Annotated in this window: 27 protein-coding genes and 1 pseudogene; 20 read left to right on the plus strand and 8 right to left on the minus strand. The window is 62.8% G+C overall.

Annotated features, from left to right (window positions below; genetic code table 11):
* Positions 1 to 214 precede the first annotated feature (214 nt).
* From MFF34_RS26995 to MFF34_RS28425, 7 genes and pseudogenes are all read left to right on the plus strand, one after another.
* The gene (locus tag MFF34_RS26995; protein ID WP_238217590.1) at positions 215 to 796 is read left to right on the plus strand and encodes an alpha/beta hydrolase; all 582 of its coding nucleotides are present in this window, start codon (positions 215 to 217) and stop codon (positions 794 to 796) included.
* Positions 797 to 862: 66 nt separating this feature from the next.
* Positions 863 to 1,693, plus strand: coding sequence for a sigma 54-interacting transcriptional regulator (locus MFF34_RS27000; protein WP_085272209.1), 831 nt, complete (start codon positions 863 to 865; stop codon positions 1,691 to 1,693).
* A gap of 176 nt (positions 1,694 to 1,869) precedes the next feature.
* Complete coding sequence (locus MFF34_RS27005) at positions 1,870 to 2,655, plus strand: MetQ/NlpA family ABC transporter substrate-binding protein (RefSeq protein WP_099430729.1); 786 nt, start codon at positions 1,870 to 1,872, stop codon at positions 2,653 to 2,655.
* Positions 2,656 to 2,821: 166 nt separating this feature from the next.
* Entirely contained in the window at positions 2,822 to 3,487 is a 666-nt protein-coding gene (locus MFF34_RS27010; RefSeq protein WP_027592271.1) for an amino acid ABC transporter permease, read from the plus strand.
* Positions 3,468 to 4,127, plus strand: coding sequence for an amino acid ABC transporter permease (locus MFF34_RS27015; RefSeq protein WP_238217592.1), 660 nt, complete (start codon positions 3,468 to 3,470; stop codon positions 4,125 to 4,127). The genes MFF34_RS27010 and MFF34_RS27015 overlap by 20 nt, the downstream gene beginning before the upstream one ends.
* Positions 4,124 to 4,897, plus strand: a complete 774-nt coding sequence (locus MFF34_RS27020) for an amino acid ABC transporter ATP-binding protein (RefSeq protein WP_238217686.1) — start codon at positions 4,124 to 4,126, stop codon at positions 4,895 to 4,897. Before MFF34_RS27015 ends, MFF34_RS27020 begins: the two co-directional genes overlap by 4 nt.
* A pseudogene (locus MFF34_RS28425) lies at positions 4,894 to 5,761 on the plus strand (transporter substrate-binding domain-containing protein). Before MFF34_RS27020 ends, MFF34_RS28425 begins: the two are co-directional and overlap by 4 nt.
* Positions 5,762 to 5,887: 126 nt before the next feature.
* Here MFF34_RS28425 and MFF34_RS27030 read toward each other — a convergent pair.
* On the minus strand, positions 5,888 to 8,251 hold the full coding sequence (locus MFF34_RS27030; protein ID WP_238217594.1) for a penicillin acylase family protein: 2,364 nt from the start codon (positions 8,249 to 8,251) through the stop codon (positions 5,888 to 5,890).
* 86 nt (positions 8,252 to 8,337) lie between these two features.
* On the opposite strand from MFF34_RS27030, the gene MFF34_RS27035 reads away from it, so the two are divergent.
* The gene (locus tag MFF34_RS27035; protein ID WP_238217596.1) at positions 8,338 to 8,904 is read left to right on the plus strand and encodes a sugar O-acetyltransferase; all 567 of its coding nucleotides are present in this window, start codon (positions 8,338 to 8,340) and stop codon (positions 8,902 to 8,904) included.
* Here the strand turns inward: MFF34_RS27035 and MFF34_RS27040 are convergent.
* Positions 8,883 to 9,452 (minus strand): DUF6436 domain-containing protein, encoded by a 570-nt coding sequence (locus MFF34_RS27040; protein ID WP_238217598.1) that lies wholly within the window; start codon positions 9,450 to 9,452, stop codon positions 8,883 to 8,885. The two genes, MFF34_RS27035 and MFF34_RS27040, sit on opposite strands and share 22 nt — an antisense overlap.
* A gap of 143 nt (positions 9,453 to 9,595) precedes the next feature.
* Between MFF34_RS27040 and MFF34_RS27045 the strand changes: the two genes are divergently transcribed.
* Entirely contained in the window at positions 9,596 to 10,522 is a 927-nt protein-coding gene (locus MFF34_RS27045) for an alpha/beta hydrolase (protein WP_238217600.1), read from the plus strand.
* Here MFF34_RS27045 and MFF34_RS27050 read toward each other — a convergent pair whose 3' ends face one another.
* Positions 10,523 to 11,275: a DUF2059 domain-containing protein gene (locus tag MFF34_RS27050; protein WP_027592279.1), complete on the minus strand. Its 753-nt coding sequence runs from the start codon at positions 11,273 to 11,275 to the stop codon at positions 10,523 to 10,525.
* Positions 11,276 to 11,388: 113 nt separating this feature from the next.
* Here MFF34_RS27050 and MFF34_RS27055 point away from each other — a divergent pair, with 113 nt between their 5' ends.
* Both MFF34_RS27055 and MFF34_RS27060 read left to right on the plus strand, forming a co-directional pair.
* Positions 11,389 to 12,021, plus strand: coding sequence for a 2OG-Fe(II) oxygenase (locus tag MFF34_RS27055; protein ID WP_027592280.1), 633 nt, complete (start codon positions 11,389 to 11,391; stop codon positions 12,019 to 12,021).
* Entirely contained in the window at positions 12,008 to 12,511 is a 504-nt protein-coding gene (locus MFF34_RS27060) for a DUF523 domain-containing protein (protein ID WP_238217602.1), read from the plus strand. The genes MFF34_RS27055 and MFF34_RS27060 overlap by 14 nt, the downstream gene beginning before the upstream one ends.
* A gap of 116 nt (positions 12,512 to 12,627) precedes the next feature.
* Here MFF34_RS27060 and MFF34_RS27065 read toward each other — a convergent pair whose 3' ends face one another.
* Positions 12,628 to 13,104 carry a transporter substrate-binding domain-containing protein gene (locus tag MFF34_RS27065; protein ID WP_238217603.1) on the minus strand — a complete coding sequence of 159 codons (477 nt, stop codon included), beginning with the start codon at positions 13,102 to 13,104 and terminating at the stop codon, positions 12,628 to 12,630.
* A 199-nt stretch (positions 13,105 to 13,303) separates the two neighbouring features.
* On the opposite strand from MFF34_RS27065, the gene MFF34_RS27070 reads away from it, so the two are divergent.
* Positions 13,304 to 13,780 carry a DUF4399 domain-containing protein gene (locus MFF34_RS27070; protein ID WP_238217605.1) on the plus strand — a complete coding sequence of 159 codons (477 nt, stop codon included), beginning with the start codon at positions 13,304 to 13,306 and terminating at the stop codon, positions 13,778 to 13,780.
* 56 nt (positions 13,781 to 13,836) lie between these two features.
* Here MFF34_RS27070 and serA read toward each other — a convergent pair whose 3' ends face one another.
* Complete coding sequence (gene serA, locus MFF34_RS27075) at positions 13,837 to 15,066, minus strand: phosphoglycerate dehydrogenase (RefSeq protein WP_027592284.1); 1,230 nt, start codon at positions 15,064 to 15,066, stop codon at positions 13,837 to 13,839.
* Between the two features lie 171 nt (positions 15,067 to 15,237).
* On the opposite strand from serA, the gene MFF34_RS27080 reads away from it, so the two are divergent.
* The 4 genes from MFF34_RS27080 to MFF34_RS27095 all read left to right on the plus strand — a co-directional run bounded on the left by MFF34_RS27080 (position 15,238) and on the right by MFF34_RS27095 (position 19,362).
* A complete protein-coding gene (locus MFF34_RS27080; protein WP_238217607.1) occupies positions 15,238 to 16,635 on the plus strand; it encodes an FAD-binding oxidoreductase in 1,398 nt (465 codons plus the stop codon).
* Between the two features lie 25 nt (positions 16,636 to 16,660).
* Positions 16,661 to 17,326: a fumarylacetoacetate hydrolase family protein gene (locus MFF34_RS27085; RefSeq protein WP_085272215.1), complete on the plus strand. Its 666-nt coding sequence runs from the start codon at positions 16,661 to 16,663 to the stop codon at positions 17,324 to 17,326.
* 120 nt (positions 17,327 to 17,446) lie between these two features.
* A complete protein-coding gene (locus MFF34_RS27090) occupies positions 17,447 to 18,367 on the plus strand; it encodes an SdiA-regulated domain-containing protein (RefSeq protein WP_238217609.1) in 921 nt (306 codons plus the stop codon).
* A gap of 92 nt (positions 18,368 to 18,459) precedes the next feature.
* On the plus strand, positions 18,460 to 19,362 hold the full coding sequence (locus MFF34_RS27095) for an SdiA-regulated domain-containing protein (RefSeq protein ID WP_238217611.1): 903 nt from the start codon (positions 18,460 to 18,462) through the stop codon (positions 19,360 to 19,362).
* A gap of 105 nt (positions 19,363 to 19,467) precedes the next feature.
* Here MFF34_RS27095 and rpiA read toward each other — a convergent pair whose 3' ends face one another.
* Complete coding sequence (gene rpiA, locus MFF34_RS27100; protein WP_027592289.1) at positions 19,468 to 20,142, minus strand: ribose-5-phosphate isomerase RpiA; 675 nt, start codon at positions 20,140 to 20,142, stop codon at positions 19,468 to 19,470.
* A gap of 149 nt (positions 20,143 to 20,291) precedes the next feature.
* Between rpiA and ilvA the strand changes: the two genes are divergently transcribed.
* Both ilvA and MFF34_RS27110 read left to right on the plus strand, forming a co-directional pair.
* Positions 20,292 to 21,806, plus strand: coding sequence for a threonine ammonia-lyase, biosynthetic (ilvA, locus tag MFF34_RS27105; RefSeq protein WP_027592290.1), 1,515 nt, complete (start codon positions 20,292 to 20,294; stop codon positions 21,804 to 21,806).
* Between the two features lie 38 nt (positions 21,807 to 21,844).
* Positions 21,845 to 22,270: a DUF2269 family protein gene (locus MFF34_RS27110; protein ID WP_186704150.1), complete on the plus strand. Its 426-nt coding sequence runs from the start codon at positions 21,845 to 21,847 to the stop codon at positions 22,268 to 22,270.
* A gap of 129 nt (positions 22,271 to 22,399) precedes the next feature.
* On the opposite strand, the gene MFF34_RS27115 is transcribed toward MFF34_RS27110, so the two are convergent.
* Entirely contained in the window at positions 22,400 to 23,056 is a 657-nt protein-coding gene (locus MFF34_RS27115; protein WP_238217612.1) for an HAD family phosphatase, read from the minus strand.
* Between the two features lie 141 nt (positions 23,057 to 23,197).
* Here MFF34_RS27115 and MFF34_RS27120 point away from each other — a divergent pair, with 141 nt between their 5' ends.
* Together MFF34_RS27120 and ptsP are read left to right on the plus strand one after the other, a co-directional pair.
* Positions 23,198 to 23,677: an RNA pyrophosphohydrolase gene (locus MFF34_RS27120; RefSeq protein ID WP_003249017.1), complete on the plus strand. Its 480-nt coding sequence runs from the start codon at positions 23,198 to 23,200 to the stop codon at positions 23,675 to 23,677.
* Positions 23,678 to 23,699: 22 nt separating this feature from the next.
* Positions 23,700 to 25,979, plus strand: coding sequence for a phosphoenolpyruvate--protein phosphotransferase (ptsP, locus tag MFF34_RS27125; protein ID WP_099455649.1), 2,280 nt, complete (start codon positions 23,700 to 23,702; stop codon positions 25,977 to 25,979).
* Between the two features lie 112 nt (positions 25,980 to 26,091).
* Here ptsP and MFF34_RS27130 read toward each other — a convergent pair whose 3' ends face one another.
* On the minus strand, positions 26,092 to 26,838 hold the full coding sequence (locus MFF34_RS27130; protein ID WP_238217614.1) for an NRDE family protein: 747 nt from the start codon (positions 26,836 to 26,838) through the stop codon (positions 26,092 to 26,094).
* Positions 26,839 to 26,845 lie beyond the last annotated feature (7 nt).

Here is a 26,845-nt window from a genome sequence, read left to right on the forward strand (position 1 = left end):
CGAAGCGCCGCGCGGGCGGCGGTCGATATATGCCCCACCGCCCTCCCCCAAGCCAGGCCCCCCCGTGGCCATCCCCATCCTCGCAACAATCGCTTCGCACCCCCCCCCAAAGAAATTCATTTAGGTTATTAACAAATAGCTTCTTATTCCTTTACGAATATAACTGCCTCCCTATACTGGTCTCCAAGCACGCAAACTTACTGGAGGCGTCCCCATGCGCAATGAGTCGATTCGTTACCTGATTGTGCCGGGCTGGCAAGGATCGCCAGACAACCATTGGCAGAGTCACTGGCAGCGCACCCTGCCCAACAGCGCCCGGGTCGAGCAGCACGACTGGCTGACCCCGCAACGGCGCGATTGGGTGCAGGCCCTGGAGCAGGCGATTGCCGCCGAACGCTCGCCGGTGATTCTCATCGCACACAGCCTGGGCTGCGTCACGGTCGCCCACTGGGCCGCCGAGGCCAGCCCGGCGTTGCTGCGCCAGGTACGTGGCGCATTGCTGGTGGCGCCGGCGGATGTCGAGCGGCCGACCTGCGCGCCAGCACTGCGCAACTTCGCGCCGATTCCGATGCAGGCGTTGCCGTTCCCAAGCCAGGTGGTCAGCTCCGACAACGACCCGGCGGTAAGCGTGCCGCGCGCGCTGCTCCTGGCCCAGGCCTGGGGGGCCGAAGTGGGCTTGCTGACCAACGCCGGGCACATCAACGTCAAGTCCGGCCACGAGCGTTGGGAACAAGGCTTCGCCTACCTGTACCGCTTGCAGAGCCGGGTGGAGCAACGCGCACTGCGCCGCGCCTGATCGCCCCCCGACTGATTACCCTTTGCCTGACGCCCGGCCACCGAAGGCCTGGGGCGGGAGTTTTTCATGACTTTTCAAAACCCGTTTGGCCAGCCGCTGCTGACCTTTCCCGAGCTGGACAAGAGCCCACTGAGCATTCGTGCAAAGGCCCTGGTGTTCATCGACCCGCGCTCGCAACAGCTGCGCGAAGACCTCGAACGCCTGGCGCCGCAGCCCTTGCCGGTGTTGATTCGTGGCGAGACCGGCACCGGCAAGGAGTTGCTGGCACGGCAGATTCACCGCGCCAGTGACCGCGCCGGGCTGTTCGTCTCGGTCAACTGCGCGGCCATAAGCCCGACCTATGCCGACGCCGAGTTGTTCGGTTACAGCGCCGGTACCCACGGCGGCACCGCCAGCAGCCGCGCCGGTTGGTTCGGCTCGGCCAACGGCGGCACGCTGTACCTGGACGAGATTGCCGACTTGCCGCTGGAGATTCAGGGCAAGCTGCTGGCCGCACTGGAAAACCGTGAAGTGACACGCGTCGGCGCGCAGCAGCCCCAGCCTGTGGATGTGCGCCTGGTGGCGGCGACCAGCATCGACCTGGCGCGGGTGGTGAAGGCCGGCAGGTTCAATGAGCGCTTGTACCAGTACCTGCGTGAGGGCGCGTTGGAGCTGCCGCCGTTGCGCGAGCGACGTGGCGATATCCTGCCGCTGGCCGAGTACTTCGTGGGTATCTATACCGCCCGCCTGCAGCGCTCGGTGCCGCTGATCAGCGACGCCGCCCAGCAGGTGCTGGAAGCCCATGCCTGGCCCGGCAACACCCGCGAGCTGGAGAACGTCATCCACTTCGCCTTGCTGGTGAATGACAGCGAAGAGATCCAGCCGGAAGACCTCGACCTGGCCAACCCTGCGCGCTAGACAGTGCTCATAAGCAAAGGCGGTGATGGCAGTTTGTTTTTGGAATAAGCAGCGAATTAAAAGATATTGTTGCGGCATAAGAAATCTCGGTATTGTCCGCTTCACGCTCACCCGACACGGGGCAGGGCACACGACTTCGCCATCGCCGATGGCCCAGATTCAGAATAAGGACCACCATGAAGAAGACCCTGCTGACCACCGCCCTGGCCGCTGCCCTGTCGTTCGCCGGCCTGGCCAACGCCGCCGAGAAACTGGTGGTTGCCGCCACCCCGGTGCCGCATGCCGAGATCCTCGAGCTGATCAAGCCGACCCTCGCCAAAGAAGGTGTGGACCTGCAGATCAAGGTCTTCACCGACTACGTGCAGCCGAACGTGCAGGTTGACCAGAAACGCCTGGACGCCAACTACTTCCAGACCCTGCCGTACCTGCAAAACTTCAACGAAGGCAAGGGCACCCACCTGGAAACCGTGGTCGGTGTACACGTTGAACCGTTCGGTGGCTACTCGAAGAAGGTCAAGAACCTGAGCGAGCTCAAAGAAGGCGCTACCGTTGCCATCCCTAACGAAGGCAGCAACAGCGGCCGCGCCCTGCTGCTGTTGCAGAAGGCTGGCCTGATTACCCTGAAAGACCCGAAAAACGCCCTGGCCACCCCGAAAGACATCGCCGAGAACCCGAAGAAACTGAAGTTCCGCGAGCTGGAATCGGCCATGCTGCCGCGTGTGCTGGATCAGGTTGACCTGGACATGATCAACACCAACTACGCCCTGGAAGCTGGCCTGAACCCGGCCAAGGACGCGCTGGTGATCGAAGGCGCCGACTCGCCGTACGTCAACTTCCTGGTTGCCCGCCCGGACAACAAGGACAGCGACGCTATCCAGAAACTGGCCAAAGCCCTGACCAGCCCGGAAGTGAAAGCGTTCATCGCCAAGAAATACAGCGGTGCCGTGCTGCCGGCGTTCTAATCCGTTCGGAGCCCCGCGCCTGAAAACGCCGACGCCATTGCGTCGGCGTTTTTGTTGGTGCGTTAGTCCGTACTATTGATATGCAATAAAGATATTTATTGAAAGTTTTTTATAGCTTTAAAGTCTAGTGATCGTGCTCCTCGCACCCCGCATGACTGTTCTACCCATGACCTTCGATATCCCTTTCATCCTCAGCACCCTGCCGGCGTTTCTCAACGCCGTGGGCGTGACCTTGCAGGTGGGCCTGATCGCCATCGCCACCTCGTTGCTGGTAGCCCTGGTCAACGCCACGCTACTGGTGCTGCGTACGCCCTACCTGTCGCGCCTGGTCAAAGGCTACGTCGAGCTGGCGCGCAATACCCCGTTGTTGATCCAGCTGTTCTTCGTGTACTTCGCCTTGCCCAGCGTGGGCCTGAAGATCTCCGGCTTCACTGCAGCGATCATCACCATGACGTTCATGGGCGGCGCTTACCTGACCGAGGTACTGCGTGCCGGTGTGGAAGCAGTGCCGCGCGCTCAACTGGAGTCCGGGCGCTCCATCGGTCTGTCCGAGGGCCAACTGCTGCGCCATGTGATTCTGCCTCAGGCCAGCATCCTCAGCCTGCCAGCGCTGTTCGCCAACTTCATTTTCCTGCTCAAGGAAACCACCGTCGTTTCGGCCGTGGCCGTTCCCGAGATCCTCTACACCACCAAGAACTACATCGCGCTGTACTACAAAACCTACGAAATGCTCGCTGTGCTGACCCTGCTTTGCGTGCTGCTGTTTCTGCCGCTGTCATTGCTGCTGCGGTACCTGGAAAGGAGGCTGCAGCATGGCCAGTTCGGCGCCTGAACTGCTGTGGGTGTCGCTGCCGCAACTGGCCAGCGGCGCAGCACAGACCTTGGCCATTTCGGCGTTGGGCATGCTCTTCGCCACCTTGGGCGGCGTGCTGTATGGCGTGTTGGCCACCCTTGGCAACCGTGGCCTGAACATCGTTCTGCAGGTGTATCTGGAGCTGTTCCGTGCCATCCCCGTGCTGGTCTGGCTGTACCTGGTGTTTTTCGGCCTGCCGATCTTCTTTGGCGTGAGCATCCCCAGTTTCTGGTGCGCGGTGGTGGTGCTGGGCCTGTGGGGTGCCAGCGAAATCGGTGAGGTGGTGCGCGGCGCGTTGCGTTCGCTGCCACGTGGCCAGCGTGAGGCCGGGCTGTCGATCGGCCTGTCCGGCTGGCAGCTGTATGGCTATGTGCTGCTGCCCCAGGCACTCAAGCGCATGACCCCGCCGACCATCAACCTCTATACGCGGATCATCAAGACCAGCTCGTTGGCGGTATTGATCGGCGTTGTCGAGGTGATCAAGGCAGGCCAGCAGATCATCGAGCGTACCTACGAGTCGGTGCTGATCTACGGCGCGTTGTTCCTGTTCTTCTTCATCATCTGTTATCCGCTGTCCGCCGCTTCGCGCGTGCTGGAACGCCGTTGGGCACACTCATGAGCGCATTGATCGAATTCCAGGGTTTCAACAAGTTTTTTGGTGAGCAGCAGGTGCTCAAGGACGTCGACCTCAAGGTGCAAGCCGGCGAGGTGCTGGTAGTGCTGGGGCCTAGCGGTTGTGGCAAGAGTACCTTGCTGCGCTGCTTGAATGGCCTGGAACAAGCCCACAGTGGCCACCTGCGCCTGGACGGCCAGGAGCTGCTCGACCCACGCACCGACTGGCGCCATGTGCGCCAGCGGGTAGGCATGGTGTTCCAGAGTTACCACCTGTTCGGCCACATGAGTGTGATCGACAACCTGTTGCTTGGCCCGCTCAAGGTGCAAAAGCGCGAGCGCGCCGAAGCCCAGGCCCAGGCCGAGGCGCTGCTGGCGCGGGTGGGGCTGCTGGACAAGCGCGATGCCTACCCGCGGCAGTTGTCCGGCGGCCAGCAGCAACGCATCGCGATCGTCCGGTCGCTGTGCATGAACCCCGAGGTAATGCTGTTCGATGAAGTCACGGCGGCCCTCGACCCGGAAATGGTCAAGGAGGTGCTGCAGGTGATCCAGGGCCTGGCCCGCGACGGCATGACCCTGCTCATCGTTACCCATGAAATGGCCTTCGCCCGCGCGGTGGCCGACCGCATCGTGTTCATGGAGGCCGGCAGGGTCCTTGAACAGAGCGAGCCCGAGAGCTTCTTCACCCGACCGCAGACCGCACGCGCGCAGCAGTTCCTGGAGAAATTCTCCTTTGTAGAAAGCCTGCCGAAGACACTGCACAAGGAACTGTCATGAAAACTGCCAACCTCACCAAACTGCTGGCGCCGCTGTTCGGCCTGGCCCTGCTGGCCGGCTGCAACAAGGCCGAAGAACCCACCAAACCCGCAGCGGCCTCGCCGGCCACCAGCTACCTGGAAACCATCAAGGCCCGCGACAAACTGATCGTCGGCGTATTCACCGACAAGCCACCCTTCGGTTTCGTCGATGAAAAGGGGCGCTATGTCGGCTTCGATACCGACATCGGTCGCCGCTTGGCCAAGGACCTGCTGGGCGACGAGAACAAAGTCGAGTTCGTTGCCGTGGAGCCGGCCAGCCGCATTCCGTTCCTGCAGAGTGACAAGGTCGACCTTATCCTGGCCAACATGACCGTAACGCCAGAGCGCAAGGAAGCGGTGGACTTCACCAACCCCAACCTGCGCGTCGCCGTGCAAGCCATCGTTGCTGACGGCAGCGCGGTGCAGAAACTCGACGACCTGGCCGACAATCAGGTTGTCCTGGGCATAGGCATCGCCGCGGCCAGTGGCCAGGGCTTGCAGTGACTCGCTGTTTTTCTCGAACTTGAGCAGCTTCCAGTCCGGGTGGGTTTTGGTCAGCCAGATATCGGCCGTGGTGCCAGTGGTGACGATGATGGTGTTCAGCTGGGCCAAGCAGAACCCAGGCTACCGCGTGTTGCCTGAGCTGCTAGGCGACGAGGCACCGATTGCCCCGGCGGTGAAGAAGGGCAACACCGAGTTGCGCGACTGGGTGAATGCCGAGCTGGCCAAGCTGGGTGAAGAGAAGTTTCTGCTCAAGCTGTATGACCAGTATGTGCGCAAGGAACTGAGCGATGACACCAAGCCTGAGAGCGTGATTGTCGAAGGGGGCAAGTGGCAGGGTTGATCGTGTAACGAGGGCCGCTATGCGGCCCATTCGCGGGGCAAGCCCGCTCCCACAGGCGCGTCGCTAACTGTGGCGTCACTCCTGTGGGAGCGGGCTTGTCCCGCGAATGGGGTGCGTAGCAGCCCCTTACTCAGCCGGCACCAATCGCAAGGTACTCTGCGCCGGAATCACCCCCATCTGCGCCCGTTGGTACTGCCCCTCGATGTACCCTGCAGCCTGATCCGAATAGTGCTTATCAAACGGTACCCCGCTTTGCCCGACCGGGTTACTGGTCAAGGCCTGCCCGGCATCGGCAAAGTCGATCAGCCTGCGTGTCGAAGGGCCATACGTCACCGGCCAAGGTGCCGGCCCAATTTTCGCCGACAGGTTGTTGGGCACCTCATGCGTGCCAGGCGCCGCGAACGGGCCGACGTTGAACAGCAGGTTCAGCGGCTTCTTCACGCCAAGCGGATGGTTATGGGTCAGGGTATGGGCTTTGCCCCATTGCCAACTGGCCGGGTCGCTGCCCAGGGTGTCTCGCAGGTGCTTCACGCTTTTTTGCCAGGCGATGCGCACGATCGCAGTGCGGTCGGTGCGTTCGTTTGCTCCCCGCGTGCTCCACCATGGCGACTCGGCATCGGCGGCCAAACGAGGCAGCGCGGCATCGATTGCGCGGGTGCTGATCAGCACCGGGAACCAGGTGTCGCCCAGTTCGTCATGTAGGGCCGCGAACGCCAGTTCATACAAAAACTGGTTGAACAACGTGGCGCTGATCGAGTCCAGGGGGTAGTCACCGCTCCAGGCGGCCAGTTGCTCGACCAGCTCCTTTTCCTCGTCCCCTTCGGCCACTGAGCGCAGCGTCGCCAGCAGCGGTGCAAGGGTGCGTGGGCCATGGTCGCTGGCGGTGTCCAGCTGCAGGGCCTGGCTGTTTTGGGTATCCCACTTCACGTCAGGGTTGGCCAGGTGACGGTCGAGCTGGCGGCCACGGTCCGGCAGGTTGTAGTAACCCGGCACGGGCACGGCCGAGGGCGGTTGGTAGTTGGCCGACACGATGTAGCCGCGTGCGGGGTTTTCTTGCTGCGGGTTGGCGCTGAAGGGGTAGAAACCGAGCTTGTCTGCCTGCGGGCTGGCGCCATCGAGGATGAATGTCGGGTTGACTCCCGCCGGGCGGATCGGCAGTTGTGCCGCAGCCCACCAGCCGATATCGCCACGGTCATTGGCCCAGACGAAGTTCAGCCCAGGCGCCTGAACCTTGGCGGCCGCCTCGCGCATCTTGCCCAGGGTGTCGGCGCGGTTGAGCTGGTAAAACCCGTCGAGGATCGGGTTTTCGGTTTCCAGAAACGCCCACCACATGGCCACCGGCGTGGTCCCGGCGGTAGCGCCCAATACCTCGTTGACGATCGGGCCGTGGGGCGAGCGGCGCAGGCTGAGGGTGACGGGCGCCTCGCCTTTGACGGCGAGGGTTTGCTCGGTCTTTTGCAAGGTTTGCCAGGTGCCGTCGATCATCACCTGGTCGGTGTTTTCGGGGTTGGTCCGTTCGGCGATCAGGTCGACGTCATCGTTCTGGAACATCGTCAGGCTCCAGCCGAAGTCGCGGTTGTGGCCGAGCAGCGCGAAGGGGTTCAGTGCCTGGAAGTAGCCATACAGGTTGAACCCAGGGGCCGACAATTCGGCCTCGTACCACACCGCCGGTACCGCGAAGCTGATGTGTGGGTCACCGGCCAGCAGTGGCTTGCCGCTGCGGGTGCGGCTGCCGGCGACGGCCCAGGCGTTGCTGCCTTCGAATTGCGGGATACCCGCGTCGCCCAACGCGTCGTGGCTAAGCCGGGCAAGTGCCTCCAGGCTGCGCCAGTCGGCGGCCGCCAAGGGCGCGGCCAGGGCGCCTTCGGGTTGCCAGTCGAGGTCGAAGATGTTCAGGTACTGCGGGCCGAGCTGGTCGCGAATATAGGTGAGCGCGGGCTCGGTGCGGAACGCGGCGGCGAAGCTGTAGGCCAGGTAACCGGCGATGCTCAGGGTGTCTTCAGCGGTGAACGGGCGGGGGGTGATGCCCAGCAGGTCGAACTCGATCGGCTTGGGGTGGCTGGCCTGCCAGCTGTTGATGCCCTCCAGGTAGGCTTGCAGGGCCTGCCAGGCGGGTGATTGGCGGTTCTGCCGCTGCACCATCAGCGCCGCTTGGTCGCGAATACGCAAGCTGCGGAACAGGGTGTCGGTGGGCACGAGTTTTTCGCCCAGCACTTCGGCCAACTCACCGCGCGCCAGGCGGCGCATGATCTCCATCTGGAACAACCGGTCCTGGGCGTGCACAAAGCCGAGGGCGCGGTACAGGTCCTGTTCGTTCTGTGCCTGCAGGTGCGGAACGCCGCGGCTGTCATAGCGCACGCTGACCGGCGCCTGCAGGCCGGCGATCGCCACTTCGCCCTCGCGTTGCGGCAGCTTGCCGTGCACGTACCCGTATCCGGCGCCAGCGGCCACGGCGATTACCACGGCCAACAGGGTCAGGCTGCGCTTCATCGAGACTCCTTGTGCATTCGAGCGGAAACTGTGGTCCGATCATCGACGGATTCGCGCACAGAGCATAGCCCTCGAAAGGAGTTTCCATGTCCCTCAGCGAAAAACAGAAAATGCTCGCAGGCCAGCTCTACCATGCCGGCTGCCCCGAGCTGCAGGCCGAGCAAATTGCCAACAAGCACTGGATGCAGCGCTACAACAGCAGTTTCGAGCTGCTCAACGACGCACGTCACGGCCTGCTCGCCGAGCATTTTGGCCAGGCCGGCGACGGCACGGTGATCCGCCCGCCGTTCTATTGCGACTATGGCTACAACATCAGCATTGGCCGCAACACCTTCATCAACTTCAACTGCGTGATCCTCGACGTGCTGCCGGTGCGCATCGGCGACGATTGCCAGATTGGTCCGGCGGTGCAGATCTACACCGCCGACCACCCACTCGACCCTGAGCTGCGGCGCACCGGGTTGGAAAGCGGCCGGCCGGTGAGTATTGGCAACAATGTGTGGATTGGTGGCGGGGCGATCATCCTGCCGGGGGTGACCCTTGGCGACAACGCGGTGGTCGGCGCGGGCAGTGTGGTCACCCGCGATGTGCCGGCGGGTGCGGTGGTGGTCGGTAACCCGGCGCGGGTGCGTCAGCCGGCCCAAGGGCAGTAGCAACCCACCGCCAAGGTGTTGGAGGCGGTCACCTGGCGGTTGTCGATCAACGCCTTGAGGATCGGTTCGATGAAACTGTTGCTGGCGTTGCACACCGCCCCTTCACTGTAAGGCCCGAAGTAGGCGAGGTGGCCTTGTCGGTCCCAGATGGCCACGGCCGGGGAGGCGGGCAGGTGTTCGCTGCCGGGCAGGCTGGCGAGGGGCTTGAGGGCGCTGAGGTTCGCGGGCAACTGGCCGTGGCTGCCGGGTTTTTGCAGCACATGGAAGCTGACGCCGTCGCCTGCGAAGTGGCTGACCAGGTCGGCCAGGTGCTGCTGGTTGCCCACATTGCAGGGGCAGGCCGGGTCCCAGAAGTGCACCACACGGATCGGGCCGGGGCCAGCCAGTTCTGCGGGCAGGCGCAGTTGGCTGCCGTCGAACAGGGTGGCCTGGTTGTCGAACGGGCGCAGGTAGCGGGACTGGAAGGTGGTGTAGGCCTGCCAGAGAATGCCAACGCCAACCAGTAGGGCGATTGCCGTGCACGATGTTTTGATGATTCGGCTATTCATGAGGAGTCATTGGCCCTTTCGCGACACAAGGCCGCTCCCACAATTTGATAGGTGTTGGTTGTTCGAGGGTGAGCAAGCTTGCCACGACGCCAGCTAGAGCTGAATATCACAGATCAATACTCGCTTCGCTCTGGATGTACCCGATGCCCGCCGCTTTGCTCCCCGACCTTCTGCGTGCCAGCCTCGCGCCCTTGACCGATCGCCAGCCGTTGTCGGCACAGGGGCGCGATTACCAGCATTTTTATGGCCTGGACCTGCCCGTGCACAGTTGGCTGGGTGGCTTTCAAGCGGCCGGGTTCGAGTTGGTCGGGCAAGTCTGGCTGCCGCCGCAGCCGGTGGCCACGGTGTTCCTGCTGCATGGCTATTACGACCACATGGGCCTTTACCGGCATGTGATCGAGTGGGCACTGGGCCAGGGTTATGCAGTGATCAGCTGTGACCTGCCCGGCCATGGCCTTTCCAGCGGTGAGCGGGCCAGCATCAGCGACTTTTCGCTGTATCAGCAGGTGCTCGATGCACTCTTCGAGCAAGCGCGCAGGCTGGACCTGCCGCGGCCTTGGCATTTGTGCGGGCAAAGCACGGGCGGCGCCATCGTGGTCGACCACCTGTTGCACCGGGGCGAGCAAAGCCCGGCCGATGGGCAGGTGATCCTGCTCGCGCCGCTGGTACGGCCCTGCTCCTGGCGTTGGTCGAAGCTCAGCTATTGCGTGCTACGCCATTTCGTCAACGGCATCGAACGGCGCTTCAGCGAAAACACCAACGACCCGGCCTTCCTAGCGTTTCTGGAGGCCGACCCCCTGCAACCGCGTCGTTTACCCACGGCCTGGGTTGGCGCACTGATCGCCTGGGTCAAGCGCATAGAAGCCGCGCCACGCAGCACACGGCGGCCCTTGATCGTGCAGGGTGAGGCGGACGGCACGGTGGACTGGCCCTACAACCTCGAGGTGCTCAAGGCCAAGTTCACTGAGCCGCAAATACTCATGCTGCCCGAGGCGCGGCACCACCTGGCCAATGAACTGCCCGGCATTCGCCAGCGCTACTTCACCTTCATCGACCAGCGCCTGGGCTGATCACTTGAGGTCGGCAGCACTCTGGCCGACCGCCAGGCCGGCGCGCACGGCAGCCAGTGCCGCCTGGTAATACGCCTTGCCCTCAGGCGATTCGGCGAAGTTGGCGAATTGTTCCAGCTCGGCGTCGGACAAGTCGCGGTACACGTACAACAGCGTATTGTTGAGGTCCTCGCCGATCTGGCCCATCAGGCGTTGGCGCTGGCCATCGAGCAGGCTCTGGGCCTGGCCGCCGCCGAACAGGCCCGGGATCATCGAACTGAGGCTGTCGGCGGCGACGCCGGCAATCGCCAGGCTGACCTCTGCACCGGCCTCGCGGGCGGGCAACGCCTGGGCCAAGTGGCCGATAAGCAACAGGCGGTCGTCACTGGCCTGGACCTTCGGCAGGCCTTTGGCGTTCTTGGCCAACTGGTCCTTGCGCGTGGCCTGCAGTTCGGCAGCCACCACCTTGCGGCCCAGCGGCGACTGGAAGAAGGCCAGCGCTGGCGCAGGGTTGCTCAGGGTTGCGCGCAGTTTCGCTTGGGCACGACGGTCCACGGCCTGGGCCTGGAAGCGCTGATTGCTGTTGTTGACCAGCGCTTGGTAGACGGCAGGCGGCAGGCTGTTGCGATAGCGTTCCTGGGCGGCGCTCAGGGCATCGTTGAAGTGGGCGCGCTGGTCGGGCCAGCCGGCGGCCTTGTACAGTTGATCCAGGCTGTCTGCCCAGACAGGCATGGTGCAGATCATCAGCAGAATCAGGGAAAACAGACGGCGCATTCAGGACTCCTGTCGGCAGGCTGCCATTGTCCTTGGCCCAGCGTCGGTTTGTCGAGATATCAGCGCGCTTCTCGGCCAAGTGGCGCTGTGCGAGTGCAAGGCTAATGGATATGATGCGCGCCATGCACATCTCCCCTGAACACCCGATGCTTGCGGCCGTCGTTGACGATCTGGCCACCCATGGCTGGTCCCAGCAGGCGCTCTTTTTGCCTGGCGACCTGGTGCGCGCGCTGGCGGCCGAGTGCCGGCGCCGTGACGCCGAAGGCGAACTCAACCCGGCAGGGGTTGGCCGCGGGGCTTCACAGGAGATCCGCGAGGCGATCCGCGGTGATCAGATCCAGTGGATCGACCCCGGCCAGGCCGCTGCCTGCGACCAGTACCTGGCGGCCATGGACCAGCTGCGCCTGGCCATCAACCAGGGGCTGTTCCTGGGCCTTGAAGATTTCGAATGCCATTTTGCCCTGTACCCGCCGGGCGCGTTCTATCGCCGCCATCTGGATCGCTTTCGTGACGATGACCGGCGCATGGTTTCGGCAGTGCTCTATTTGAACGAAGACTGGCAGCCGCAGGATGGCGGCCAGCTGCGCATGTTCCTGGCGCAGGGTGTCGAGCACGATGTGCAGCCCGTGGCCGGATGCCTGGTGGTGTTCCTGTCGGGCGATGTGCCCCATGAGGTATTGCCGGCCGGGCGTGAGCGCCTGTCGTTGACTGGCTGGTTCCGGCGCCGTGGCAATGACCTGTTCTGAGTTGCCCAAGGTGCTGGTCAGCGCATGCCTGCTGGGGCAGCCGGTGCGCTATGACGGCCGCGCCAGTGGCCATCCGGATGTGTTGCAAGCCTGGCAGGCGGCAGGGCGGGTAGTGCCCTTGTGCCCGGAAGTGGCCGGTGGCTTGCCCACACCGCGACCGCCTGCGGAGATCCCAGGCGGGCAGGGCAGCGCGGTGCTCGATGGCCAGGCACAGGTGCTGACGGTGACGGGTGAGGACGTCAGCGACGCGTTTCTGGCCGGTGCTCAGCTGGCGTTGGCGCTGGTGCGCCGGCACGGGATTCAAGTCGCGGTGCTCAAGTCTGGCAGCCCTTCGTGTGGTAATCGCCTGACCTACGATGGCACCTTCAGCGGGGTGAAGGTGTCGGGGGAGGGCGTGACCACGGCGCTGCTGCGCCGGGAAGGGGTGCTGGTGTTCAGCGAGCTTGAGCTGGATGAAGCACAACAAGCGTTGGCTGGGCTTTCAGCTTAATCCTGCCCCGGCCTCTTCGCGGGCAAGCCCGCTCCCACAGATACTGCACGGTTCTCAAGACCGGTGAAAAACCTGTGGGCTTGCCCCGCGAAGAGGCCGGGGCAGGCAATAAACATCTACTGGCCTGCAGCCGTCTCCTGGGTACCCTTGAACCACTTCTGCTCCAGCTCTGCCATGCGCCCATCGTCCTTGATCCGTTGCAGGGCATTGTTCACCGCGCTCTCGAACGCCGGGTTGTCTTTTTGGAACGGAATGACCTGTTTCTTCTCACCATAAGGCTGGCTCACGTCCAACTGTTTACTGGTGTTCTGTTCATTCAAGGTGATGTCGTACTTGCCACTCTCCACGCCCGGCAGAACTTCTTCAGCTGGCGTTTCAATGAATTCAGCCCGCAGGTCCAGTTCCTTGGCCAGGATTTGCCCGAACTCGATCTCGAAACCCGTGAGGTGGTCGTTTTCCTTGAATACATAGGGCGGTGTATCGGACTGCACGGCAATGCGCAGTTCGCCGCGGTCGTTGATGTCGTCTATCAGCTCGGCTTGGGCCAATGGACTGATCAGTACTGCAAGCAGTACGCCTAGGGTCGAACGCATGAATGCCCCTTTTTTATTCGGCAGATGAATTTCATTCGCCACGGCTTTCTTCCTCGTCGTGGTCGAGCGCAGCCTATGACCTTGAAGCCTTGGCGAGGTTTAACCCTAACTGAAATATTTCTCTTTGTGGGCTATGGTGATCTACCGCTGTCGCACGTTTTAACGGCAGTGGTCTTTAAGTGAATCACAGGAGAAGTGAATGAACAGCCTATTTTCGCGTGCTGCCGTAGCCGGTCTGCTGATGGGGGCCTCGGTGTTCGCCAGTGCCGCGGATGCCCTGAAGAGCCAGGAGCCGCCCAAGGATGCCAAGGTCGTCATCGTTTCCCCCGCCGATGGCGCAACGGTCGACAAGACCTTCACCGTCAAGTTCGGCATCGAGGGCATGGCGCTCAAGCCTGCGGGTGATCAGACCCCGCATACCGGGCATCACCACCTGCTGGTGGATGTCGATAAAGAGCCGGTGGCCGACATGCCCCTGCCAACCAGCCTGATGCCTGAGAACAACGCGCCGCTGCCGGCCGGCCCGCAAGTGCTGCACTTCGGCAAGGCACAAACCGAGGCGACCATTACCCTGACCCCAGGCAAGCACACCTTGCAGTTGGTATTGGGCGACAAGTACCACGTGCCGTTCAAGCCGAGCGTCGAATCGAAGAAGATCACCGTCGAGGTGAAGTAATCACCCACGAAAAAGGGAGGCCACCAGGGCCTCCCTTTTTCATGCCGCCCTGAAACTTAGAACAGAACGCGGGAGCGGATAGTGCCCTTCACGTGCTGCAGTTTCTCTTGCGCCAGGTCCGAGTACTCGGCGTCGACGTCGATCACCACGTAACCCACTTTCTCGTTGGTCTGCAGGAACTGACCGGAGATGTTGATGCCGTTCTCGGCGAAGACCTTGTTGATCTCGCTGAGCACGCCAGGGATGTTTTCGTGGATGTGCAGCAGGCGGTGTTTGCCTGGGTGCGCCGGCAGGGCAACTTCCGGGAAGTTGACCGAAGACACCGAGGTACCGTTGTCGCTGTACTTGACCAACTTCTCGGCAACTTCCAGGCCGATGTTCGCCTGGGCCTCGGCGGTGGAACCACCGATGTGCGGGGTCAGGATGACGTTGTCCAGGCCGCGCAGCGGGCTTTCGAACTCTTCGTCGTTGGAGCGCGGCTCGACCGGGAACACGTCGATGGCGGCGCCGATCAGGTGCTTGTCCTTGATCGCGGCAGCCAGGTGATCCAGCTCGACCACGGTACCGCGGGCGGCGTTGATCAGGATCGAGCCCTTCTTCATCGCGCGGATTTCCTTCTCGCCGATCATCCACTGGGTGGATGGCAGCTCAGGCACATGCAGCGAGACGATGTCGGCCAGGCCCAGCAGCTCGTGCAGGCTGGCGACCTGGACGGCGTTGCCCAGCGGCAGCTTGGTCAGCGGGTCGAAGAAGTACACCTGCATGCCTAAGTTTTCAGCCAGGACCGACAGTTGGGTGCCGATCGAGCCGTAGCCGACGATGCCCAGCTTCTTGCCACGGATCTCGAAGGAGTTGGCCGCGCTCTTGATCCAGCCACCACGGTGGCACGAAGCGTTCTTCTCGGGGATGCCGCGCAGCAGCAGGATGGCCTCGGCCAGCACCAGTTCGGCGACCGAACGGGTGTTCGAGTACGGGGCGTTGAACACGGCGATACCGCGCTCGCGGGCCGCTTCCAGGTCGACCTGGTTGGTACCGATGCAGAAGCAGCCGACCGCAACCAGCTTCTTCGCGCAGTCGAAGATCTCTTCAGTCAGTTGCGTGCGCGAGCGGATGCCGATGAAGTGGGCATCGGCGATCTTTTCCTTCAGCTCGGCTTCCGGCAACGAACCAGTGAGGTATTCGATGTTGGTGTAGCCGGCAGCCTTGAGGGTATCGACCGCGTTCTGGTGCACACCTTCAAGAAGAAGGAACCTGATCTTGCTCTTGTCGAGAGAAGTCTTGCTCATCTGCGTAAACCTGTATCCCGGAGAAAAAATGGCGAGGGGTGATGCTAGGCGCGGCGTCGGCCTTAGCATGAACAGCGGGAGGGCTATGCTAGCATACGCGACACAATCTGAGCTTATCCCGACAGGTGAAGAGTGCTCAGGGTGACTATGAATAAGTCGAGAGTTCCAGCGATGACCCACCCCGCTGTTATTGATGAACTGATGACCCTTGTCGACCCTGGCAAGGTCCTGACTGACGCCGTTTCCCTCGAAGCCTACGGCAAGGACTGGACCAAGCATTACCCGCCAGCGCCCACGGCCATCGTGTTCCCCAAGAGCATCGCGCAGGTGCAGGCCATCGTTGCCTGGGCCAACCGCCATCAGGTTGCGCTGGTGCCTTCCGGTGGGCGTACCGGGCTGTCGGGCGGTGCCGTGGCGGCCAATGGCGAGGTCGTGGTCGCGTTCGACTACATGAACCAGATTCTCGATTTCAATGCGTTCGACCGTACGGTGGTGTGCCAGCCGGGGGTGATTACCCGGCAATTGCAGGCGTATGCCGAGGAGCAAGGCCTGTATTACCCGGTGGACTTCGCCTCCAGCGGCTCCAGCCAGATTGGCGGTAACATCGGCACCAACGCCGGCGGCATCAAGGTGATTCGCTACGGTATGACCCGCAACTGGGTTGCCGGGCTGAAAGTGGTCACCGGCAAGGGCGAGCTGCTGGAGCTGAACAAAGACCTGATCAAGAACGCCACCGGTTACGATCTGCGGCAGCTGTTCATTGGTGCCGAGGGCACGCTGGGCTTTGTGGTCGAAGCGACCATGCGCCTGGACCGCGCCCCGCGCAACCTCACCGCGATGGTGCTAGGCACGCCGGACTTCGACTCGATCATGCCGGTGCTGCATGCCTTCCAGGCCAAGCTCGACCTGACGGCCTTCGAGTTCTTTTCCGACAAGGGCCTGGCCAAGATCATGGGCCGTGGCGATGTGCCGGCGCCTTTCGAGACCGATTGCCCGTTTTATGCCCTGCTGGAGTTCGAGGCCAGCACCGAAGAGGTCGCCAACGAAGCCTTGGCCACTTTCGAGCACTGTGTCGAGCAGGGCTGGGTGCTGGACGGGGTGATGAGCCAGAGCGAAACCCAGCTGAAAAACCTGTGGAAGCTGCGTGAGTACCTGTCCGAAACCATCTCCCACTGGACCCCGTACAAAAACGACATTTCTGTCACCGTCTCCAAGGTGCCGGCGTTTTTGCGCGACATCGATGCCATCGTCGGCGAGCATTACCCGGACTACGAGGTGGTCTGGTACGGCCATATCGGCGATGGCAACCTGCACCTGAACATCCTCAAGCCCGACGCCATGAGCAAAGATGACTTCTTTGCCTCCTGCGCCAAGGTCAACAAGTGGGTGTTCGAAATCGTCCAGCGCTACAACGGCTCGATCTCGGCCGAGCATGGCGTGGGCATGACCAAGCGTGACTACCTCGGCTACAGCCGCTCGGCCGAAGAAATCGCCTGCATGAAGGCAATAAAGGCCGTCTTCGACCCTAACGGCGTCATGAATCCGGGTAAGATCTTCGCTCCTGAATAATAAGCAGTATGCAGAGGAGTCGGCCATGAGTTACCAGCACCAGTACGTAGACGGCACGCGCATCCACTTCCCGTTGGGCAAGGTGGTGTGCATCGGCCGTAACTATGCCGAGCATGCCAAGGAACTGGACAACCCGATCCCCAGCGAGCCGTTGCTGTTCATCAAGCCGGGCAGTTGCGTGGTGCCGCTGGAAGGTGGTTTCAAGATCCCGACCGACCGTGGCGTTGTGCATTACGAGGCCGAGATTGCTGTGCTGCTGGGCAAGCCGTTGTCCACCAAGCCAACCGAAGAAGAGGTGCTGGACGCCATCTCCGGTTACGCCCCGGCGCTCGACCTGACCCTGCGCGACGTGCAGGCCAAGCTCAAGGAAAAGGGCCTGCCTTGGGAGCTGTGCAAGAGCTTTGACGGCGCCTGCGTGCTGCCGCCGTTCGTTTCGGCGGCCAGTTTCGAGGATGTGACCGACATCCCGGTGCGCCTGACCCTCAATGGCAAAGTGGTGCAGGACGGCAACAGCGCGTTGATGCTCAACCCGATCGTGCCGATGATCCAGTACATGGCGGCGCATTTCTCGTTGCAGGCGGGGGATGTGATCTTGACCGGTACGCCGGCGGGCGTAGGGCCGTTCAATGTCGGTGATGAGCTGGTGATTGAGTTGCCGGGTGTGAGCCGCTTCGAAAGCCGGGTGCTCTGAACCGGAACCGCGTTGCCTTCTTCGCGGGCTTGCCCGCGAAGAGGCCGGCACTGTTTACCGATTTTTCACACCTTATCTGGATAATGCGCGGACCTACGCCCATTTTCCCAGGATCCACGTATGCCATCTCGCTCCAGCGCCCCGGCAACTCCCAAGCGTCGCTTCTACCTGCGCTGGCCGTTCGGCCTGGCGGTTGCAGCGGTGATCGGCTATGGCGTATCCGTGGCCATGCACTGGGATGACCGCGGGGCACTGTGGGTGAAGGAAAGCTTTGAAAGCACCGCCGAGCAAAGCGAGAGCGTCTGGCTGCCGGCCTATCAGGCCGATATCGACGCCAAACCGCTGCCCGGCATGGACGATGACGAAGCCTCGGACGTGGCCTTCAACCCGCAAACCCGCACCCTGTTCGCTGTCATGGGCAAGAATCCGTTCCTGGTCGAGCTCAGCCTGGACGGTAACGTGCTGCGCCAGATTCCATTGAATGGCTGGAACAACCCGGAAGGGCTGGCCGTGATGGAGGACGGGCACCTGGCAATCGTCGACGAACGGCTGCACGACCTGACTGTGGTCAAGGTGGATGCGCACACCACGTCGCTTAACCATGGCGACTTCCCGAGCTACGACCTGGGCAAGTCGGTGAAGAGCAACAAGGGCTTCGAGGCCGTGGCCTGGGACCCGATGCGTCAACGCCTGGTGATCGGCGAAGAGCGCCCGCCCAAGCTATACACCTGGAGCACCGATGGCCGTAGCCCGCTGAAGGGTGACAAGCAGTTGCTGCCCAATGATGAACTCGACCTGCGCAACCTGTCGGCCCTTGGCGTCGACCCGCGCACCGGACACCTGCTGGTGCTGTCGGCGGACTCCAACATGCTGCTGGAGCTGGATGAGCAGGGCCAGCAAGTCAGCTTCATGACCTTGCTGGGCGGTTTCAACGGCCTTGAGCACACCATCCCGCGTGCTGAAGGCGTGGCCATGGATGACCAGGGCAACCTGTACATGGTCAGCGAACCGGCGCTGTTCTATCGGTTCAAGAAAAACTGACAGCAACATCAGATTTTTCGGATGCTGGCATTAAGCTTTGATTCAGTTGTTCATGGTTAGATTCGCCACCCTTACGTCGAGTCTGTCCCCAAATGCGTCGCTATCTTCGTCTGTCACTGATTCCGGCCTTCATTGGCCTGCTCTTGCTCGGCTGGGCCGGGCAGGAGTTTCGCCTGTTCGAGCGCGGCTGGTTCAACCTCAAGACCTGGTGGCAGCCAGCCGAGCAGGGCATCGGCCTGGACCGTTATCGGGTGGTGGTCGAGGCGCAGCCTGTCGAGGGTCTGGACGATGACATTTCGGCGCTGACCTACGACCCAGACCGCAAGACCCTGTTCACCGTGACCAATGCACGTTCGGAGCTGATCGAGCTGTCGCTGGACGGGCGCATCCTGCGGCGCGTGCCACTGACCGGCTTTGGCGACCCGGAGGCGGTGGAATACGTGGGCCCCAACAGCTATGTGATCACCGACGAGCGCCAGCAACGGCTGATTCGCGTGCGCCTGGACGACGATACGCTGTTCCTCGATGCCGGCGATGCCGAGCAGTTGACCCTGGGCATTGGCCTGAACGGTAACAAGGGGTTCGAGGGGCTGGCGTACGACTCGGCCGGCAAGCGCCTGTTCGTGGCCAAGGAACGTGACCCGATGTTGATCTACGAGGTGCATGGCTTCCCGCATGACAACCCCGAGCAGCCTTATGCCGTGCATGTGGTGCAGGACCGCAAGCGTGATTCACGTTTGTTTGTGCGGGACCTGTCGAGTTTGCAGTTCGACGAGCGCAGCGGCCATTTGTTGGCGCTGTCGGATGAATCGCGGCTGGTGCTGGAACTGGATGTGAAGGGCAAGCCGCTCAGTACCTTGTCGCTGCGCAAGGGGTACCAGGGGTTGAAGGCGACGGTGCCGCAGGCGGAAGGGATTGCGATGGATGAGGCGGGGAGCATTTACCTGGTCAGTGAGCCGAACCTGTTTTACGTGTTCAAACAGCCGGCAGATTGACTGGTTTTGAGGGCTTTTTCGCGGGGCAAGCCCGCTCCCACAGGGGGGCCACGGAATCTGAAAAAGGTGGGCATCTGTGGGAGCGGGCTTGCCCCGCGAATAGCATCACTCGGCCTTGAGGGTTTTCACACCTTCAGCGGTACCGAGCAGCAGCAAGTCCGCCGGGCGTGCCGCGAACAGGCCGTTGGTCACCACGCCCACGATCGCATTGATCTGCGCTTCGAGCTCGACCGGGTTGGTGATCTGCAGGTTGTACACGTCCAGGATCACGTTACCGTTGTCGGTCAGCACACCCTCGCGGTACACCGGGTCACCGCCCAGCTTGACCAGCTGGCGCGCCACGTGGCTGCGGGCCATCGGGATCACTTCGACGGGCAGCGGGAAGGCGCCCAGCACCGGTACCAGCTTGCTGGCATCGGCGATGCAGATGAAGGTCTTGGCCACGGCCGCGACGATCTTCTCGCGAGTCAGGGCCGCGCCACCGCCCTTGATCAGGTTCAGGTGCGCGTCGCTCTCGTCGGCGCCGTCCACATAGAACTCCAGCTCGCTGACGCTGTTCAGCTCGTAGACCGGGATGCCATGACCCTTCAGACGCTGGGCGGTGGCCTCGGAGCTGGCGACCGCGCCATCGAAGGCGGTCTTGTGCTGAGCCAGGGCGTCGATGAAGAAGTTGGCGGTCGAACCGGTACCGACGCCGACGACGCTCTTTTCATCCAGCTTGGGCAGAATGAAGTCGACAGCGGCCTGGGCGACGGCCTGTTTGAGTTGGTCCTGGGTCATGCGGGCTCCGAGAGGGGCGGGGAGGTTTTCAAAGGGGCTGGGTTTCAAAGGGGCTTAGTATAGCGGCTTGCGCGGCTTTGCTGTGGTCGCCCGACGTAGCGCTGGGGTAGACTCGCAGCCCTTGTCCCGCGGCCAGTGATGCTTTCCCGATGCTCGAACAGTACGTCAAGAAGATCCTCACCTCGCGCGTCTATGACGTCGCCGTCGAAACGCCGCTGCAGAGCGCCGGGCAGCTGAGCAAACGCCTCGGCAACCAGATCTTGCTCAAGCGCGAAGACCTGCAGCCGGTGTTCTCGTTCAAGATTCGCGGGGCGTACAACAAGCTGGCGCAACTGACCCCAGAAGAGCTGGCCCGCGGCGTGGTCACCGCCTCGGCCGGCAACCATGCCCAGGGCCTTGCCCTGGCGGCGCGTGAGCTGGGGATCAAGGCAACCATCGTGATGCCCAAGACCACCCCGGAGATCAAAATCGAAGGCGTGCGTTCGCGGGGCGGCAAGGTGGTATTGCACGGCGACACCTTCCCCGAGGCGCTGGCCTACTCGCTCAAGCTGGTCGATGAGAAGGGCTTCGTCTACATCCACCCCTACGACGACCCGCATACCATCGCCGGGCAAGGCACGGTGGCCATGGAGATCCTGCGTCAGCACCCGGGCCGGCTGGACGCGATTTTCGTGCCGGTCGGCGGCGGCGGCCTGATCGCCGGCATCGCGGCCTACGTGAAATACCTGCGCCCGGAAATCAAAGTCATCGGCGTCGAGCCGGACGACTCCAACTGCCTGCAGGCCGCCATGGCCGCGGGTGAGCGCGTGGTGTTGCCGCAGGTCGGGCTGTTCGCCGACGGTGTGGCGGTGGCGCAGATTGGCCAGCACACCTTCGACATCTGCCGCCTGCATGTGGATGAGGTGATCACTGTCAGTACTGACGAGATCTGTGCAGCCATCAAGGATATCTACGACGATACCCGCTCGATCACCGAACCTGCTGGCGCGCTGGGGGTTGCCGGCATCAAGAAGTATGTCGAGCTGTATGGCGTGACCGGCCAGACCCTGGTTGCCATCGATTCAGGCGCCAACGTCAACTTCGACCGCCTGCGCCATGTGGCCGAGCGTGCCGAACTGGGTGAAAAACGCGAAGCCATCATCGCCGTCACCATCCCCGAGCGCCCGGGCAGCTTCAAGGCGTTCTGCGAGGCGATCGGCAAGCGCCAGATCACCGAATTCAACTACCGCAAGCACACCTCCGACGAGGCGCACATCTTCGTCGGCGTGCAGACCCACCCAGAGAACGACCCGCGTGCGGTGTTGGTGCAGCAACTGACCGAGCAGGGCTTCCCGGTTACCGACCTGACCGACAACGAACTGGCCAAGCTGCACATTCGTCACATGGTGGGTGGCCATTCGGCCGGCGCCAGTGATGAGATCGTGCTGCGCTTCGAGTTCCCCGAGCGGCCGGGTGCGTTGTTCAACTTCCTCAACAAGCTGGGCGGGCGCTGGAATATCTCGATGTTTCACTACCGCAACCATGGCGCTGCCGACGGGCGCGTGGTGGCGGGCTTGCAGGTACCGGAAGACGAACGCCACCTGGTGCCAGCGGCGCTGGCCAAGATCGGTTACCCGTATTGGGACGAGACCGATAACCCGGCTTACCGGTTGTTTTTGGGTTGAGCGACTAAGCTTGGCTCATCGCGCATGGATATGAAGACATGGAACACCTGACGACGCTCAAGGCCTTGCACATCACCGCCACTGCGCTGCTGCTTCTGGGCGCGCTGGGCTTGGTGATCTGGACAGTTCGCGCCCGCCGGCTGGGCGATGCCGAGGCCTACGGCAAATTGCTGCGCCGGCCGCTGGTGTTCGTCTGGTTGGTCATGGGCGTGTGCCTGGTGAGCATGCCGGTCACTGGCTGGTGGCTGGTGCACCTGGTCGGCTGGCCACTGGGGCAGACCTGGGTGCTGGCATCCAGCGTCATCTATACGCTGGGTGCGTTTGCCGTGTGGTGGCTGCTGGTGCGCTTGAACCGGCTGCGCAAGGCGCAGGTGGTGGGGCTGCGGTTTACCTTGGCCTTGGCGGTGTTCAGCGGGGTTTGCTTCTTGTCCATTGCCGGCTTGATGGGGGCCAAGCCAGTCTGATGGCCTTGTGCTGTCCATGCCGGCCTCTTCGCGGGGCAAGCCCGCTCCCACCGGACCACCACAAGCCTGAGGGATGTGATGACTCTGTGGGAGCGGGCTTGCCCCGCGAAGAGGCCGGAACAGGAATACTCAATCCCTCAGCGAAATCACCGGCCACCCACACTGCTCGGCTTCCGCCCGCAGGTTCGGATCCGGGTCCACCGCCACCGCATGCGTCACCTGCTGCAGCAACGGCAGGTCATTCATCGAATCGCTGTAGAAATAGCTGTCTTCAAGGTCGTAGCCGTTTTCCAGCATCCAGCGCTGCAACCTCGTCACTTTCCCTTCACGGAAACACGCTATATCGGTACTGCGCCCGGTGTAGCGGCCATCTTCGGTCTCGCATTCGGTCGCCAGCAGGGTACGCACGCCCAAACGGCGGGCGATTGGCGCGGTCACGAAACGGTTGGTGGCGGTGATGATCACCAGTTTGTCGCCCGCCTCGCGGTGCTGCTGCAGCAACGCCAGGGCTTTGGGCAGGATGATCGGCTCGATGCAGTCCCGCATGAAATCGCGGTGCCACGCGTCGAGCTGGGCCATAGGCGTTGCCGCCAGAATCTCCATGGAAAAGGCCAGGTAGGCCTGCAAGTCCAGGGTGCCGTTCAGGTAGTGCTGATAGAAGGCATCGTTGCGTTGTTTGTAGGCGACCGGGTCGAGGATGCCGCGCTCGCACAGATAGTCACCCCAGGCATGGTCGCTGTCGCCACCGAGGAGGGTATTGTCCAGGTCGAATAAAGCCAGGCGCATCGCGTTCACTCGCATCAGCTACAAGGTAGGCCCGCAGAATACGGAGTTTTCACCTCGCTGCACATAAGCTTGGCGGGCGCGTTGCTGCGCTCGCAGGCTTTGTGGAACAATGCGGTGACATGCGTTTGCGAGGTTGCTGCCGTGATCGACCCGGATGGTTTTCGCCCCAATGTCGGGATCATTCTCACGAATGATGCCGGGCAGGTGCTATGGGCTCGACGGATCAACCAGGATGCCTGGCAATTTCCCCAGGGTGGCATCAACCCTGACGAGACGCCGGAAGATGCCCTGTACCGCGAGCTGAACGAAGAAGTTGGCCTTGAACGCGACGATGTGGAAATTCTTGCCTGCACGCGTGGCTGGTTGCGTTATCGTTTACCCCAGCGTCTGGTGCGTACGCACAGCCAGCCGCTGTGCATTGGCCAGAAGCAGAAGTGGTTCCTGCTGCGTCTGGTAAGCAACGAACAAAGGGTGCGGATGGACCTGACGGGCAAGCCGGAGTTCGACGGCTGGCGCTGGGTCAGCTATTGGTACCCGCTGGGCCAGGTTGTGACATTCAAGCGCGAGGTCTACCGTCGCGCCCTGAAAGAGCTAGCACCGCGTCTTCTGACGCGCGACTGACGACGGAGTTCGACCCCGAGCCATGCTCAATACGCTGCGCAAGATCGTCCAGGAAGTGAACTCCGCCAAAGATCTCAAGACGGCGTTGGGGATCATTGTCTTGCGCGTCAAGGAGGCCATGGGCAGCCAGGTCTGCTCCGTCTACCTGCTTGACCCGGAAACCAACCGCTTCGTGCTGATGGCCACCGAGGGCCTGAACAAGCGTTCGATCGGCAAGGTCAGCATGGCCCCCAACGAGGGCCTGGTCGGCCTGGTCGGTACCCGGGAAGAGCCGCTGAACCTGGAAAACGCCGCCGATCACCCGCGTTATCGCTACTTTGCCGAAACCGGTGAAGAAAAGTTCGCCTCTTTCCTGGGTGCACCGATCATTCACCACCGTCGGGTGGTCGGGGTGCTGGTCATCCAGCAGAAGGAACGCCGCCAGTTCGATGAGGGCGAAGAAGCCTTCCTGGTCACCATGAGTGCCCAGCTCGCCGGGGTTATCGCCCACGCCGAGGCGACCGGCTCGATCCGTGGCCTGGGCCGCCAGGGCAAGGGCATTCAGGAGGCTCGCTTCGTCGGCGTGCCGGGCTCGCCAGGCGCCGCCGTTGGCCGCGCAGTGGTGATGTTGCCGCCGGCCGACCTCGAAGTGGTGCCGGACAAGACTGTCGAGGACATCGACGCCGAACTCAAACTGTTCCAGAACGCCCTTGAAGGCGTGCGCGCCGACATGCGCAAGCTGTCGGCCAAGCTGGCTACCCAGCTGCGGCCCGAAGAGCGCGCGTTGTTCGACGTGTACCTGATGATGCTCGAAGACGCCGCCTTGGGCGGCGAGGTGACCGAGGTCATCAAGACCGGCCAGTGGGCCCAGGGCGCCTTGCGCCAAGTGGTCGGCGAGCACGTCAACCGCTTCGAGCTGATGGACGATGACTACCTGCGTGAGCGCGCTTCGGACGTCAAGGACCTTGGCCGCCGGCTGCTCGCCTACCTGCAGGAGGCTCGCTCGCAATCGCTGGTGTACGCCGACAATACCATCCTGGTCAGCGAAGAACTGACGCCAGCGATGCTGGGCGAAGTGCCGGAGGGCAAGCTGGTCGGCCTGGTGTCGGTATTGGGTTCGGGCAACTCCCACGTCGCGATCCTGGCCCGCGCCATGGGTATTCCGACGGTGATGGGCCTGGTCGACCTGCCGTATTCCAAGGTCGATGGCATCGAGCTGATCGTCGACGGCTACAAGGGCGAGGTGTTCACCAACCCCAGCGACGTGTTGCGCAAGCAGTACAGCGAAGTGGTCGAGGAGGAGCGCCAGCTGGCGCAAGGCCTGGATGCGCTGCGCGAGCTGCCCTGCGTCACCCCGGATGGCCACCGCATGCCGCTGTGGGTCAACACCGGCCTGCTGGCCGACGTCGCCCGTGCCCAGCAGCGTGGTGCCGAAGGGGTAGGCCTGTACCGCACCGAAGTGCCGTTCATGATCAACCAGCGCTTCCCCAGTGAGAAAGAGCAGCTGGCGATCTACCGCGAACAGCTGGCGGCCTTCCACCCGCTGCCAGTGACCATGCGTACCCTGGATATCGGCGGGGACAAGGCGCTGTCGTACTTCCCGATCAAGGAAGAAAACCCCTTCCTGGGTTGGCGCGGCATTCGCGTTACCCTCGACCACCCAGAAATCTTCCTGGTCCAGACCCGCGCCATGCTCAAGGCCAGCGAAGGTTTGAACAACCTGCGCATCCTGCTGCCGATGATTTCTGGCATTCACGAGCTGGAAGAGGCACTGCACCTGATCCACCGCGCGTGGGGCGAGGTGCGTGACGAAGGCACCGATGTGCCGATGCCGCCGGTTGGCGTGATGGTCGAGATCCCTGCGGCGGTGTACCAGACCAAAGAGCTGGCGCGGCAGGTGGACTTCCTGTCGGTCGGTTCCAACGACCTGACCCAGTACCTGCTGGCGGTCGACCGCAACAACCCACGGGTCGCCGACCTGTACGATTACCTGCACCCGGCCGTGCTGCAAGCCTTGAACACGGTGGTGCGCGATGCCCATGGCGAGGGCAAGCCGGTGAGCATTTGCGGCGAGATGGCCGGTGACCCGGCGGCGGCGGTGCTGTTGATGGCGATGGGCTTCGACAGCTTGTCGATGAACGCCACCAACCTGCCCAAGGTGAAGTGGATGCTGCGCCAGATCAACATGAGCAAGGCCAAGGAGCTGCTGGCCGAAGCCATGAGCCATGACAACCCGCAAGTTATCCACAGCTCGCTGCAATTGGCGCTGAAGAACCTAGGGTTGGCGCGCATGATCGGGCCTGGGGCGAACAAGACCCTGTGATACCTGTACCGGCCGCTTCGCGGGGCAAGCCCGCTCCCACAGAAAGGGCGCCGAACCCTGTGGGAGCGGGCTTGCCCCGCGAAGACGCCGGCCCAGCTAAAGCACCAGTGGGTCAGGCCACCACCTCAACTTCTCCCAAATGCCCCCCAAACGGCCCGAAACTGCGCTCAACCAGCCGTCTTCTCCCCTGATCATCCACGATCAGCACAGTACTCGCCCGCGTCCCATAATTCTGGCTGGCAATAAACACACTCGACAACAGCTTCTCGGTCGCCAACCCCACACCCGTTTCCGGCAACTCACTCTCGGCTGCCGGCTCACCATCGGCTAGCAACGCCAGCAAGCGCTGCGGGTCTGCTGACTCAAGCAACCCCTCCAGCCCGCTGCGCGCCTTCACCAGCTTCGGCCACGGCGTATCCAACCCGGCATTGGATAACCCATAAACCCCAGGCACCAGCAAGCGCGGCGCGGCGTCTCGGGCGTGCAGAAAGCCTAATTGCGCCCCATCGCCCACCAGCAAGTTGAACCCCGAATACTGGCGGCTGCCGCTGGCCACCTGGTCAAGATAGGCTTCCACGCCAAGCTCACCGTGCAGAAACCCCGCCACCAGCTCCCCGCGCGAGCGCACGCCCAAGGCTTGCCCAGGGTCGCGAATGTTGGTCAGCGCCGCAAAGCGCCCCTGCGGCCCCACGCCCAGCCAGGTACCGCCAGCCTCCAGGTCACGCCCGGCATAGACGCCAGGGGCATCCTCCCAGGCGGTCAGGGCCTGCGTGGGCCGGGCATAGAACTCGTCGCGGTTGGCCGCCACGATCAGCGGCAGGGCATGCCCCGGCCGCCAGGCGAATACGATCAGGCACATCGGTTGG

The organism is Pseudomonas sp. PAGU 2196 (genome assembly GCF_022179005.1).
GTDB classification, from domain to species: Bacteria; Pseudomonadota; Gammaproteobacteria; order Pseudomonadales; family Pseudomonadaceae; genus Aquipseudomonas; species Aquipseudomonas kermanshahensis.